The 13,657-nt window shown below is 42.3% G+C and carries 15 protein-coding genes; 10 read left to right on the top strand and 5 right to left on the bottom strand.

Features of this window, described 5'->3' with window-relative positions; genetic code table 11:
• Positions 1 to 29: 29 nt before the first annotated feature.
• From ACK8P5_RS05925 to ald, 5 genes are all read left to right on the top strand, one after another.
• Complete coding sequence (locus ACK8P5_RS05925; protein WP_422660051.1) at positions 30 to 695, top strand: response regulator transcription factor; 666 nt, start codon at positions 30 to 32, stop codon at positions 693 to 695.
• 199 nt (positions 696 to 894) lie between these two features.
• The gene (locus tag ACK8P5_RS05930; protein ID WP_422660052.1) at positions 895 to 1,371 is read left to right on the top strand and encodes a chemotaxis protein CheX; all 477 of its coding nucleotides are present in this window, start codon (positions 895 to 897) and stop codon (positions 1,369 to 1,371) included.
• Complete coding sequence (locus tag ACK8P5_RS05935) at positions 1,371 to 1,727, top strand: response regulator (RefSeq protein WP_422660053.1); 357 nt, start codon at positions 1,371 to 1,373, stop codon at positions 1,725 to 1,727. The genes ACK8P5_RS05930 and ACK8P5_RS05935 overlap by 1 nt, the downstream gene beginning before the upstream one ends.
• 36 nt (positions 1,728 to 1,763) lie before the next feature.
• Positions 1,764 to 3,752, top strand: coding sequence for a methyl-accepting chemotaxis protein (locus tag ACK8P5_RS05940; protein ID WP_422660054.1), 1,989 nt, complete (start codon positions 1,764 to 1,766; stop codon positions 3,750 to 3,752).
• A 139-nt stretch (positions 3,753 to 3,891) separates the two neighbouring features.
• Entirely contained in the window at positions 3,892 to 5,013 is a 1,122-nt protein-coding gene (gene ald, locus ACK8P5_RS05945) for an alanine dehydrogenase (RefSeq protein WP_422660055.1), read from the top strand.
• Between the two features lie 91 nt (positions 5,014 to 5,104).
• Here the strand turns inward: ald and ACK8P5_RS05950 are convergent, their stop codons facing one another.
• Positions 5,105 to 5,683: a DUF1273 domain-containing protein gene (locus tag ACK8P5_RS05950; protein ID WP_422660056.1), complete on the bottom strand. Its 579-nt coding sequence runs from the start codon at positions 5,681 to 5,683 to the stop codon at positions 5,105 to 5,107.
• 120 nt (positions 5,684 to 5,803) lie between these two features.
• Between ACK8P5_RS05950 and ACK8P5_RS05955 the strand changes: the two genes are divergently transcribed.
• Positions 5,804 to 6,703 (top strand): DUF6612 family protein, encoded by a 900-nt coding sequence (locus ACK8P5_RS05955; RefSeq protein ID WP_422660057.1) that lies wholly within the window; start codon positions 5,804 to 5,806, stop codon positions 6,701 to 6,703.
• 58 nt (positions 6,704 to 6,761) lie between these two features.
• Here the strand turns inward: ACK8P5_RS05955 and ACK8P5_RS05960 are convergent, their stop codons facing one another.
• A complete protein-coding gene (locus ACK8P5_RS05960) occupies positions 6,762 to 7,733 on the bottom strand; it encodes a DUF4871 domain-containing protein (RefSeq protein WP_422660058.1) in 972 nt (323 codons plus the stop codon).
• Complete coding sequence (locus ACK8P5_RS05965) at positions 7,734 to 8,294, bottom strand: RNA polymerase sigma factor (RefSeq protein WP_422660059.1); 561 nt, start codon at positions 8,292 to 8,294, stop codon at positions 7,734 to 7,736.
• 177 nt (positions 8,295 to 8,471) lie between these two features.
• On the opposite strand from ACK8P5_RS05965, the gene ACK8P5_RS05970 reads away from it, so the two are divergent.
• From ACK8P5_RS05970 to ACK8P5_RS05985, 4 genes are all read left to right on the top strand, one after another.
• Entirely contained in the window at positions 8,472 to 9,134 is a 663-nt protein-coding gene (locus ACK8P5_RS05970; protein ID WP_422660060.1) for a hypothetical protein, read from the top strand.
• A gap of 144 nt (positions 9,135 to 9,278) precedes the next feature.
• Complete coding sequence (locus ACK8P5_RS05975) at positions 9,279 to 9,848, top strand: hypothetical protein (protein WP_422660061.1); 570 nt, start codon at positions 9,279 to 9,281, stop codon at positions 9,846 to 9,848.
• A 183-nt stretch (positions 9,849 to 10,031) separates the two neighbouring features.
• Positions 10,032 to 11,426, top strand: coding sequence for a hypothetical protein (locus ACK8P5_RS05980; RefSeq protein ID WP_422660062.1), 1,395 nt, complete (start codon positions 10,032 to 10,034; stop codon positions 11,424 to 11,426).
• A gap of 43 nt (positions 11,427 to 11,469) precedes the next feature.
• Entirely contained in the window at positions 11,470 to 11,994 is a 525-nt protein-coding gene (locus ACK8P5_RS05985; RefSeq protein ID WP_422660063.1) for a mismatch-specific DNA-glycosylase, read from the top strand.
• Positions 11,995 to 12,106: 112 nt separating this feature from the next.
• Here the strand turns inward: ACK8P5_RS05985 and ACK8P5_RS05990 are convergent, their stop codons facing one another.
• Both ACK8P5_RS05990 and ACK8P5_RS05995 read right to left on the bottom strand, forming a co-directional pair.
• Entirely contained in the window at positions 12,107 to 12,964 is an 858-nt protein-coding gene (locus ACK8P5_RS05990) for a 1,4-dihydroxy-6-naphthoate synthase (protein ID WP_422660064.1), read from the bottom strand.
• Positions 12,961 to 13,617, bottom strand: coding sequence for a futalosine hydrolase (locus tag ACK8P5_RS05995; protein ID WP_422660065.1), 657 nt, complete (start codon positions 13,615 to 13,617; stop codon positions 12,961 to 12,963). Before ACK8P5_RS05995 ends, ACK8P5_RS05990 begins: the two co-directional genes overlap by 4 nt.
• Positions 13,618 to 13,657 lie beyond the last annotated feature (40 nt).

The raw sequence follows: 13,657 nt of genomic DNA on the forward strand, positions 1-13,657 counted from the left end.
TGCATACTATAAAACGGGGGTAAGAGATAATGCATCACATCTTATTGGTAGACGATCATCCTTCAGTTATGGAAGGAACCAAGATGCTACTCGAACAAGAAGGAGACTTTAAGGTTGTACTAGCGAATACGGGTGATAGAGCACTAGATTTGGTTAAAGAACAACGCTTTGATGTCATGCTGATTGATCTACATATGCCTGATATTAATGGTATTGATCTTGCTAAGAAGATTCTTGCTATTGTACCTGATGCTATAATCCTAACCTATACTGGATATGATTTTACGAATCATTTTAATCTAATGATCGAAACAGGAATTGCAGGACTTGTTCATAAAACATCTAACAAGGAGCAGCTAGTGACTGCTGTCCGTTGTGCATTGCGTGGAGAGGTGGTGCTCCCTCTATCCTTAGTGAAACAGATGCGAAGAATGACAGGGCATGTTCGTAATGTGGCTCAGGTCACTGAGTCAAGCTCAATTACGGGAAGGGAATATGAAATACTAAAATATATTGCAAACGGTAGAAGCAATAAGGAAATAGCAGAACTGGTCATCATGAGCCAGCGCTCCTTAGAATACTGCTTGACCAATCTGTTTCAAAAGTTGAATGTGAAATCCCGTATAGAAGCAGCCATTAAGGCAAAAAATCTTGGGCTGCTGTCTGACTTAGACTTTTGTAGTTCGTCCTCATAAGAATACATATCCTTTTCTTTTTATCAAAGATGACTGATGTCCAAACGGATATCGGTCCTTTTTTTTGTTAATCGACAAAAAACTGCAAATATCCGCAATATTTTTGCGTGGCAGCGCAATTATTTTTCGGTTACCTCTGCAGCTGTGGGGTGTATGATTATTTTCAAACATAAATATAGGTCTATTTTCTTATAAAAGGGTGAATTTAGTGCAAATGAACGAAATGGATTTAGTGATATTAGATAGTACCATCGAAGCTATGAAGCAGGTAATTATGCATCCCTTGGAGGTGTCTCCACCTGATCTAATAAAGCAAGGATTCGCACAGCAAGGAATTGCGGTGTTGATTGGCATTGTAGGCAGCGTACAGGGTCGATTGGTATTCCACGCTGAGCCCGAGATTTTTAGCAGACTAGGTGAAACGATGTTCGGTATGCCGCTCGAGGGTGAAATGTTGCATAGCTTTATTGGCGAAGTGGCGAATATGATCGCGGGTAACACATCGACCATTTTGTCTGCAAAAGGTAAGCATGTTGATATTACCCCTCCGACCATATTGAAAGGAGATTTGAAAATATTTGGTTTCGAATCAGGTGTTCAAATATCTGTTCAAGTCCAGGGAATCGGAGCCATCCATATCGCGATGTTGTTTCATAACAAAGGGGGAGCACAATAATGAAGAAGATTTTGATTGTAGATGATGCGGCATTTATGAGGCTCGTATTAAAAACGATGCTGGAGAAAAACGGATTCGAAGTCGTGGGGGAAGCAGCGAACGGATTGGAAGCGATAGAGAAGTATAAGACGCTTACGCCGGATCTGGTTACGATGGATATCACGATGCCGGTCATGGAAGGAATTGAGGCAGTTAAACGAATTAAAGAGGTAGACGGCGGGGCCAAGATTATTATGTGCTCCGCTATGGGGCAGCAGACTATGGTTGTGCAGTCACTACAGGCAGGGGCCAGAGATTTTATTGTGAAGCCATTTCAAGAAGAGAGGGTATTAGAATCCATTCGTAGAGTCATTTAAATGTAAGGCGAAATCATAGAATAAGGGGTTATTATAATGAAACGTTTAAAAGGAATGTTCGGGATGAGACTCCGATCTAGAATGCTGTTTTTTATACTTGGCTCTATTATTATTTTACTAGCAGGAATGATATACACCATTATTGTATTTTCGGGTAGTCAAACGATGGATTCAGCCATGTCTCTGACTGAGACGGCGGGAGAGAAAATCGGTGTATCGGTTCAGAATGAGTTGGATACCACGATGGGGATCGCTCGTACGTTGGCACATAACTTTGAAATCATGAAGGATACTGGAGAAACGAACCGTGCAACGGTCGATGCCATTTTGAAAGATGTATTGGAAGACAACGAGCATTATTTAGCTGCCTGGACGATTTGGGAAGCGAATGAGTTTGATGGTAAGGACCAGGATTATCGAAATACAGCAGGCACGAATCAGAGCGGTAGATTAATTCCATATTGGAAAAGGACGGACCAAGGGATAGAGCTGAGTGCGCTGCAAAGTTATGACAAAGAGGGCGTAGGTGACTACTATCTTTTGACCAAGAAAAGTGGGAAAGAGACAATTTTAGATCCATATAAAGAGATCATTAACGATAGAGAAGTCATGATGACCTCTCTTGTTGTTCCGATTAAAGAGAATGATAAGGTCATAGGAGCTGTTGGTATCGATATTGATCTGGAGAAGCTGCAAGCTATGATGGATCAATTCAAGCTGTTTAAGACAGGGTATGCTCACCTCTATTCCAATGAAGGAACAATTGTTACTTTGCCCGATAAAAGTAAGATTGGAAAAAATCTAAAAGAAGTATTTCCTAGTGAACGAGTCTCTGATATATTGGCAGCTATTCATGAAGGAAAAACGCTGAACTATAACGTTGATGGCACCTATCTGATGTACACGCCTATTCAAGTTGGACATACGGGTACACCGTGGTCTGTTACGATAGTTATTCCAATGAAGGAAATAGCAGCTGATACACTGGAGCTTTTATTTTATATCATTGGTGCGGGTGTCATTACACTAATCCTACTTGGAATCATCATTGTAGTGTTAACAAACACGATTGTGAGACCTTTGAACCGGGCGGTTGTGATCGGGGAAAGTATGGCCTTGGGTGATTTTACACAAGAGCTTCCGGAAAAATATCGGCTGCGTAAGGACGAGATTGGAACTTTAGCAAACGTGTTTCATAATATAACGCAAAGTATGACCCTTATGATTGGGCAAGTAAATATGAATGCCTCACAGGTTGCGGCAGCATCGCAGCAAATATCAGCCAGTGCAGAAGAACTGGCGATGGGAAGCAGCCAGCAGGCTGAAGCTGCACAAACGATGAATGAGTTATTTAAAGAGCTCTCACATGCGATCAATGCTGTGGCCAGCAGTGCCACATCCGCTGCTGAGCTAGTGAGTCAAACTTCAGATGTTGCTTCTCAAGGTGGCACCGTCGTTCAGCAGTCCATTGAAGGCATGAATCGTGTGAGCAAGCAGGTATCGATGCTTGAGGAAGATTCAGTACGTATCGGTGAGATCATTAAAGTGATTAACGAGATCGCAGGACAGACGAATCTGCTCGCTTTGAATGCAGCGATTGAAGCCGCCCGAGCAGGAGATCAGGGAAGAGGATTTGCTGTTGTTGCGGATGAAGTGCGTAAACTCGCGGAACGAAGCGGGGAAGCGACCAAGCAGATTTCGGTGATTATCAAGGGGATGCAGGATAATACGAATGAAAGTGTGAAGGCTGTGGAATCTGGTGTTATGACTACGGAAGAAACAGGGAATTCTTTTGATCATATAATTACGATGGTAAATGAATCTTCCAACACAGTAACGGAAATCGCTGCTGCTAGTGAAGAACAAGCGGCTCAAGCCGCTGAAGTCGTTACGGCAATCGAGAGCATTTCTGCCACTGCGGAAGAAACGGCAGCCAGCAGTCAGGAGACCGCTGCGACTGCACAATCACTGGCTCAATTGGCAGAAGAGTTGAACAATATGGTGGCAGCGTTCAAAATTAAGTAGCGTCACCGAGATATTTGTTCCTGAATAGTGGCCCGGTCCGGTGCATTCCTTTCGTTAATATAATGGTAGAAGATCTACTGAAGTTGGGTAAAATGCTGTAGAGAGTACTCATACTTCATGTTAAGGAGAGCTGAAAGCCATGATTATAGGAGTTCCGAAGGAAGTAAAGAATAATGAGAACCGCGTTGGGATGACACCGGGGACGGTAGTTAGCTATAGAAATGCAGGTCATGAAGTTAGGGTGCAAACCGGAGCGGGAGAGGGGATCGGATTCACTGACGAAGATTATACCGTCGCGGGTGCTTTGATCGTTCCGACTGCCAGAGAAGTGTGGTCTGCAGACATGGTAGTTAAGGTGAAGGAACCCCTTCCTGAGGAATACCCGTATTTCCGTGAAGGACTAATTCTGTATACTTATCTTCACTTAGCACCAGAAGCGGATCTGACAAAAGCACTGGTGGATTCAAAAGTAACGGCTATCGCGTATGAAACGATACAGCTGGATGATGGAAGTCTGCCACTGCTCACACCCATGAGTGAAGTAGCGGGGCGGATGTCCATTCAGATTGGGGCTCATTTTCTAGAGAAAGCTCACGGCGGCAAAGGTGTATTGCTTAGTGGAGTGCCTGGTGTGGCGCCGGGGAAGGTTGCTGTGATCGGAGGCGGCATTGTAGGAACGAATGCGGCTAGAATTGCACTTGGTATGGGAGCGGAGGTAAGTATACTTGATATTAACCCGAATCGATTGCGTCAGCTTGATGATATGTTCCATGGGCGAATCAAGACAATCATGTCAGACCCCTTCCATATAGCAGAGACGGTCAAGGGAGCAGACCTTGTCGTGGGTGCGGTTCTTATCCCTGGGGCGCGAGCTCCTCGGTTAGTAACGGAAGAGATGGTAAAAGGTATGAGTCCTGGATCCGTGATTATCGATGTAGCTATTGATCAGGGAGGTTCCATTGAAACCATTGACCGCATCACCACACACGATAACCCTACCTATCTTAAGCACGGCGTGATTCACTATGCTGTTGCCAATATGCCAGGAGCGGTAGCGCGCACCTCTACACTGGCACTTACGAATGCCACTACACCCTATGGGTTAAAAATAGCAAAACTCGGAGTGCGTGAGGCTTCGATGACGAATCGGGCTTTGGCCAAAGGAATCAATGTTATTGGTGGCAAAGTTACCTATCAGGCTGTAGCGGAAGCTCATGGTTATGCTTATACGAGTTTAGATGCATATTGGACCAGTCCTTGATGAAGCGAAGATAATGCGGTTCATCGGTAGCTGTATTCCAGATTTAGTATAATAAATAGCCGTCCCGTGAAGGGACGGCTATTTGTGTTATTTAGTTATTGTCATAACCGTCGTAGAAGTCAGATCCACCATGATCTTCATCTGCAACGGCCTGAATCTCCTCCGAGCCAATACTGATGTAATGGTATCCCTCTTCCATATGTTTTTTTAGTGCACGTTCCTTCACGAATTTCGGACTGGCTTCACCTGAGTCCTCATCATACACAAGTAAAATTCCCTCTGTCTTACGGAATAGAAGTTCATCTCTGGCTTTAAATTGCCAACTTCCATGATAAGAATCTTTACTGACAGCTGCATAATAGTCGATTCCGCTTAGGATCTGTCGGTAGTATTCTTTTTTCTCATCGCTCCATTTTTCTTCTGGATGGTTATAAGCTGTAATAATAGAGCATTTTAGATGAGGGTACTTCGCTTTTAACGAAATGGCTGCTTCACAGGCCCACAGATCGACTCCATATTGACCAGGTGTAATGACCCATTCCAGCCCTTCCTCAATGAGGGGGATCAGTCTTGCCTCAATCGCTTTTCGGATATAGGGGATTCCTTTATGTTTATTGTTGTATATGCCAAGCTCATGAGCCCTGTAGCCTGTAATAAGGAGATTTTTCAATTGAAGCACTTCCCTTGATGATATTTCTTACTTCTTTTTGATGATAACACATTTATGTTGTTACGATCTCTGGAGATGTGGGTAAATAGAGTAGAATACATATTTTAGGAGGAAATGATTTTGAAAAAGTGGACAGTGGCGTTACTCAGCGTGATTTTGGTGATGGGGATCACAGCATGCAGCAAAGATGAGGGAGCGGATGGAGGTACAGCGACCCCTCCAACGACAGAGCAGCCAGGAAGCAATAATGAGACACCTGGGGAATCTCCAAAGGAAGACGCTCTTCCAACCGTAGATGAACTGATTCAGAAATCGGCAGAGGCGAGTCAGAATATGAAGAGTTTCGCCATGGATGCTGATATCAAGCAGATGATTACTATGAGTGATGGTAAAAACAAACAGGAGCAGAACGTCGATATGTCGATGAAAATGGAAACTACATTGAATCCGATGGAGATGGTTCAAGAGATTATTATGGATGTACCTGGTGAGGGCAAGCAGAACATCAAGCAGTACATCACTCAGAATGGTGTATATTCTTCTGTAGATGGTCAATGGTTCCAACTGCCGGAAGAAAGCGTTAAAGAAATTATGTCTAGCATGGAGATGACAACCGAAGGTCCTGAGAAGCAGCTTGAGCAGTTTAAATCGATCGCCAAAGATACGAAAGTGAGTGAAGAAGGCGATGCATATATTTTGACAGCTGATGTTTCTGGTGACAGCCTGAAGGAGCTAGCGAAATCGTATATGAATCAAGCTGGTGGTTCCAATGATCAAACCGCTGCCATGATGGAGCAAATGGATATCAAGAGTATGAAGATTATTTATGGAGTGAAAAAAGACACCTATCTGCCAACCAAATCCGATGTGGATATGGTAATGTCGATGGATCAAGAAGGACAAAGTATATCGCTGGATATGAAGATGAAGAGCACGTATTCGAAGCATAATGAGATCAAGAAGATCGAAGTTCCACAAGAAGCGTTAGATGGTGCAAAAAGCCCCGATAATGTGAAGTAGATGATGAAGTTTAACTAAACTATAAAAACGGATGCCCTAGGGCATCCGTTTTTATAGTTTATTGGACGGTGACAATCACACTTCCGAAGAGCTGACCGTCAATGGATACCATAAGTCTCCATAGGCCCGGAGTAGGGAGACTCATTTTAGTAGGAATGGCAGCATCGGCTCCATTGAGCTTGCTAGGGTGCAACTTCGTTTTAAATACATCTATGATTTCTAGTGAATTTTGTTCCACTGCCGTAATACGAAGCTCACCAGTAAGATCCGCGTCTGATCCCCAGAAATGCCACATGTATTTATTAGGCTGGCCCGCTATAAACCCGGGATTAATGAAGCCCAGACGGTTCGTTACACCTGTCATCTCATAATTCCCTGATCTGAATACAGGGCTTGGTTCCCATCTGCTATCCGGTACATCAATCACAACATCTCCGAACTTTTCTTTCCCTATAAATACATCAAATCTCCATAATCCGCTGAGTGGGAGGGAGAAAGTTGATGAGACACGAGTGAAATCTTCATACGTCATATCAGATGTGATCGTAGTAGCAGGTAGCTCCTCTATCTGCATGCCAGTATCCTTATGAACCGCCGTGATGTGAATACTCTCCCCAGTAAGTGTCTCTATAGGAACGTATAGATTCCACCAGCTTCCTGCTGGAGTTCCTGCCTGAAATTCACCGCCCGGAAAGACTTGAAGTATCGGACTTCCGTCCTTAGCCAGGTATTCCACATGAGGTGTCCAGTTCCCAGGAATAGTCATGGGCTCGTTCTCTGGCTGGACCTTCTGGCTATCCAATAGATTAGGGAGGAAGATAAAGAGCATTCCGAGGATGGCGAACGTGCCTAATCCTGCTACAGTAGCACGAAAAACACTTTTTTTTCTTGTCTTAGCTGACCGAGTACTCTTACTCGAACGATCTAGCACATCGTTCTTCATATCTTGTGTAAAGTATGGCTTCTTAAACGGAGAGGTACGTAGCTCTTTAGTCCAATCTTGTTCTTTTTCGTTCTCAAGGTGGTTCATTTATGCTTCATCTCCTTTTAGCAGCACTTCCATGCGAACACGGGCACGATGAAGTCGTGATTTAACTGTGCCTTCAGAAATATCAAGGAGAGCTGCAATTTCACGCCTCGGTATCTGGTAATGAAATTCGAGGAGCAATACCTCTCTGAGTTTGAAGGGTAAACTGAGTACATACTGCCATATTCGAGATACTTCCATACTCCCGATGGCTTCCATTTCAGCGGATCGTTGATGACTCTTTGGTGATACCCAGTCGACAAGCGTGACCTTACGGATGAATGCGGATTTAAGGTGGTTTAAGGTCAGATTGCGAGCAATGGCGAACAACCAAGTCTTCACGGAGCTGCGACCTTCGAAATGCTGAATATGTTGAAGTGCTCTCAGAAAGACTTCTTGGCTGATGTCATCTGCTACATCACGACGCTTTGTGAGGAAATATACATAATTCCACACATCCTGCCCATAGGCCTCCATCATCTCGGTTAATACAGTGCCGGGATTATCAGCGCCGACCATATTATTCAAATATTCCAAGCCCAATCGCCTCACCTCTCTATTCATTAGACAAAAGAGTTATCGTTTGGTTCCAGAAATTCGATGGGGAATCGATAAAAAGTATCGCAGAAAATTAACTTATATGAAATTAATTGGTTTTAAGATGTATAATGCATTTACATGTAATGGATAAGGAAGAGTGATCATGATGGGGTTATAAAAGCTTTATTACGGAGGGATGTAATGGAAGTTTATAAAGAATGGAATCAGATTAGAGCTGTAAACAAATCGACGTCAAAACAAAAGGTTTATTCTATAGTATATGCAATTATTATCGGAGTAGTTTTGGGGTTAGCAGCAAAAATTGTAGATAATCCGAATGTTAACCCGATCTTTGATAATATTGGTGGACGCCTTGGTATATGGGTATTTGTTGCCACACTTTTATCCGTTTTCAGCTATTCGCCTAAATTAGCAGCTGTAAAAGTATTCGCTTTTTTTGGAGCAATGCTTAGCGTTTATTACTTGTACACGATATTTTTCCTTCACTTTTTACCAGAGAGAGAAATTATTTTTTGGAGTATATGTGCAGTGGGCTCTGCAGTTTGTGCTTATATTATGTGGTATTCGCGTGGAAGCGGAATGATTTCGAATGTTATTTCAGTACTCCCAATTACGGTATTGCTTTCAGAAGGGTTTGAATTACGTAATGCTTACTTACCTATTCACCATCATTATTATTTAATACCATGGCTTATGGGAATTTATCTAATAATGATCGTTCTTTTATTAATTATTCTTCCCAAAAATAAGATACAACTTTTAGTTATTATACCATTAGCTATTATCTTATCTTTAGTTATTCTTCATTTTAATATTATTGGTCGGATATTTGGTGATATGTAAGACGTAATTACTCTGCAATGAAATGATAGGAATGAACACCTCATACCATAGCGATTACCAAATTCTATAAAATTACCATAATTTACTTGTAAAATACTAGGAGATATAATACAATATTGGTATATTCCTAAAGGAGGTTTTATAGTGAAAACTAAATTTGCTACTGTGTTGTTGTCTACGTGTTTATTGGCTTCATTCTCAGGGAGTGCGTTTGCTCAATCATCACCAGCTCCAGAGTTACCTGCTGCGGCTAATGATGCAGTAATTTTAACCTCGCCAGGCCTTGGATTTCCGCTTGCTGACGGTGTGGACGAGCTTGCTTCGACGAATACGAGAATTGAGACCTATTCTATAGACGCAGAAGGAAGAGCAGTTACGCGTTCTAATCAATCCTATAGCAGTTCGGGTTTCTCCTCTGGTGTGTATATAGGTGGGTCAAGTAAACCAACAATATTCTCTTTGAATTCTGTCGGATATGCTGAGTACAGCAGTATTTACCAGGATAATGTGAATCCTGGAGAAAGTGTACAAATTACATATCAGACTCTAGACGCTAATAATGGAAGTGTTTTAGCGGGTAAAAATTTGTCTGGAGTACAAAGTACTGGCAAAGTCGTTCTTACAACTAAAGTACAAAAGAACACTGCGGTAAATGCATATTTGAACAATTTTACTGGTAATAAGACAGCTGTTTCCGGTACTTTTAACTGGTGATTTGGAAATAATTATAAATAATCTCCAATTGAACAATAACTGAATTATAGTGAGGGGGCATCTGTCATATCCTTTTGTTGTTTTTTTAAAATTACAACATACAGGATGTGCAGATGTCTTTCACTTTTCAAGAACTACGAGATATTAGATGAATCCGCTATTTAGGAAAGGAATATTTCTAACATGAAGCTTTTTAAATCAAAAAAGTCACTTTATATGACACTTTTCTTGTTTTTTTTAACTGTTTTTTTGGTAGTTTATCTTTCGTTTTCTAATGAAATTAGCAAAAAGGACATTATGATTTCGATAGGATTACCAAATATAAGGGATGAGGGTTACAATTATTTGCAATTAAAAAGTGATTTAGAAGAAAAATTTAATATCAAAGTTAACTTAGTCGAACTGTATCCAGCCTCTCAGAATGGTGCTCTAACAGAACAAGATGTTATTGATAATACATATAAAAAAGTAAAAGATAGGCAATTGGATTTAATTATAGGAATAACTCCAAATAAGTTAGCCCCTCTTGTTCAAGATCATTTATTACTTGATATTACGAATCATATAGAGAATAAGAATAATATACATAAAGGTGTTCTTCAAAGCAGTAAAAAAGGCGGTAATGGTAGAATATATTATATTTCTCCAGTTATAAAAACAATGTATTTTATATTGCAGAACGAAGAGGTTTTTAATGATTTAGGTGTTGATTTATTACCTAATTATCCTGATTATAGAGAGTTTCTAAATACATTGAATCTGTTGGAAGCTTCTGCGAAAGAACAAGAATTTCCATATCGTCCAATCGCACTTGCGGTAAAGAATGTTGGCGAAGACGAGCTATTTATCGGAAATCAGTTACGGATGTTTGGTTATAATTTAGAAACGCCTTTTTATAAAGATGGGAAACTCTTGAATGATGAATGGAAAGAACTATATAGATTTTTTGCTACGATGGTTAGAGATTATGGAAAAGGTTATGAAGAGTATGAGAACGGTTCCTATCCTTCGGATAATATTTTTACGAATGGTGACTATGGAATCATGATTTCTAACTTATACAACATGGAATTATATTTGAATCAGCAATATAATAGGGAACTGAATGCACAATCCCCAACGAAAATAGAGGCGGATTTTCCTATTAAAGTTTCCTTTTTGCCTAGTAAAGATGGGGATGAGGTACAAAATATTAGACAGTCTACTCTGGCATTGGTTAAAGACAGTGATGAAAAAGAAATGATATTAAGAATAATGAATTATATACTTAGTGAAGAGTATACTTTAAAAATGATTGAATCTAGAGGTAAATATAATCACTTTAGTGACTATCCTTTTTCATATCCAACATTCTATAGTGAAAAAACAATAGCTGCCTTAAACGAGTCTTATACTGGAAAATTTGATGTATCCATGATATATGATGTTCAAAATGGATCAGCAGTTGAGACATATCCGATTCCGGAGAAATACAATGATTTTGATAACGCTGTTAATAAGGCTCTTACAGATGTTTACAATAACGATAAAACGATAAACGAGTCGTATGAAGATATATTTAAATTGTTTAAACCATAACTTTGGTAGCTGAGGGAGACGTCTTTCGAGGGAGGGAGCAAACATGCACGAGATTATGGATCATCTGGACCACGGGCTCTCCATCCTCTTTATTGGCTTTAATCCAAGTCTGCGTTCTGGTGAAGTGGGACATCATTATGCGAATCCTCGGAATAATTTCTGGCGCATATTGCACCGATCGGGGTTAACTCCTCGTCTATATGACACTTCGGAGGATGCTGAACTACTGAAACTAGGATACGGGTTTACGAATATTGTCGCCAGGCCTACGCGCGGCGCGGAAGATATTACCCGTGAAGAGTACGAAGAGGGGCGTGAAATACTGAGAGTGAAGCTAGAACAGTATCGACCGCGCATCGCCTGTTTTGTAGGTAAAGGGGTGTATACTGAATACAGCCGTAAGTCTCAAGTGAAATGGGGCTTTCAGCGGGAGTCCGTTGTAGATGGAGTACTGGAATTTGTAGCCCCTTCCTCAAGTGGCTTGGTTCGTATGAAAATGGATGACATTATCGGAATTTATCAGCAGCTCAGTGACTTCATTCAAAATGAAGGGGAATTTGGTTGTTGATTCGATAGCGTAATGGGAAGAAACAAAGGAGTGCCGATGTTCATCTGAACGTTGGCACTCCTTTGTCGTTAATTTCTGGCGATTTATGAATCGAATATTCTAGCTCTTTAAGTTATCGAAGCTTTGCAGGATCAATTCTAGGAACAAGTCCTTCATCTGCTGCACGGGTCAACAGTGCAGATACAGCCGCAAACCCATCATCTCCAAGATCTCCAGTAAATGAATTCACATATAAGCTGATGTGTGCATCCACCACTTCTACATCCATCTCCTGGGCATGGCTCAATACATACTCACGGGAAGCTTCCAGATGAGCCCATGCGTATTCGACGGACGCCCGAGTCCATGCGGTGATCTGATCTAGGTCTAAACTGCGACGCGCGATGATCGCACCCAGCGGGATGGGGAGTCCTGTATCGGATTCCCACCAGCTTCCAAGATCGGTCATGAGTTTGAGGCCATAAGAAGGATAGGTGAATCGGGCTTCATGGATGACAAGCCCTGCGTCAACTTCTCCATCTCGGACAGCAGGCATGATCCGGTCGAACGGCATAACAATAATCTCACCGAAACCGCCAGGAACGTTCTGTGCAGCCCAGAGTCGGAAGAGAAGGTATGCGGTAGAGCGTTCACTCGGGACAGCGACCTTGCGACCTGACAGGAAGGTAGGATCAGCTGAGTTCACAGATGGATCCCAAGATGATCCATTAGTCAGCAGAAGCGGACCGCATCCACGTCCAAGCGCTCCCCCACATGGAATTAATGCATATTCATCGAGAACCCACGGCAATGCAGCATATGAAATTTTGAGTACATCATGATCCGTTGGATTCTTTCCAGAGGCCCAGTTGTTCGTAATATCGATGTCAGCATAGGTCACTTCCAATTCAGGTGCACCAGGAATAAGGTTATGTGCCCATGCGTGAAAGACAAATGTGTCATTCGGACACGGAGAAAAGGCGATTTTCATGTCAGCACCTCCGGTAGTTTTGAACTTGCAACTTCTAATACTTGCAGTGCTTCAGGTATTCGCCAGGCTTCACGGTCACGGGGACCTACCAGATTAGATATGGCACGGATTTCAAAGACAGGAAGTTCGAAATCCTGTGCAGCCTGTGCTACACCGAATCCTTCCATAGCCTCTCCAGCAGCTCCAGGGACACGGGATGCTAGTGCCGCGGCGGTCTCGCTAGTTCCGGTTGTTGTTGATACGGAAAGGATTGGAGCATATGTTGCAGTCAGTCCTGCCGCTTGCAGCGTACGGCTAAGCTGTTCTGCAAGTTCTGATGATGGCTGGATATGGGACGAACCGAAACCGAGCTCGTCCACACTAATGAATCCTTCAGGTGTTTCAGAGCCGAGATCTCCGGCAATGATCGCACTAGCTATGACAAGCGATCCGATAGGAGCTTGTCCTGGGAAGCCGCCGCCAATACCTGCGCTGATGACGAATTTATAATGACCTGACGCGAGCGTCATGGCTGTTCGAGATGCTGCAGCTGCGGGTCCCACGCCTGCGGCGATAACCTCATACTGAGTATTGCCAGCAAGTCCACGAAGCACGGCATCTCTTTCTGCGGCAACGGCCGTGACGATTAATATTTTTGGTGAAGATTCATTCATAAGTTTTCCCCCTCATCAAGCAGTTACACCTTCTTATTGT

The organism is Paenibacillus sp. EC2-1 (assembly GCF_049311625.1).
In the GTDB taxonomy this organism is placed as follows: Bacteria; Bacillota; Bacilli; order Paenibacillales; family Paenibacillaceae; genus Paenibacillus_AQ.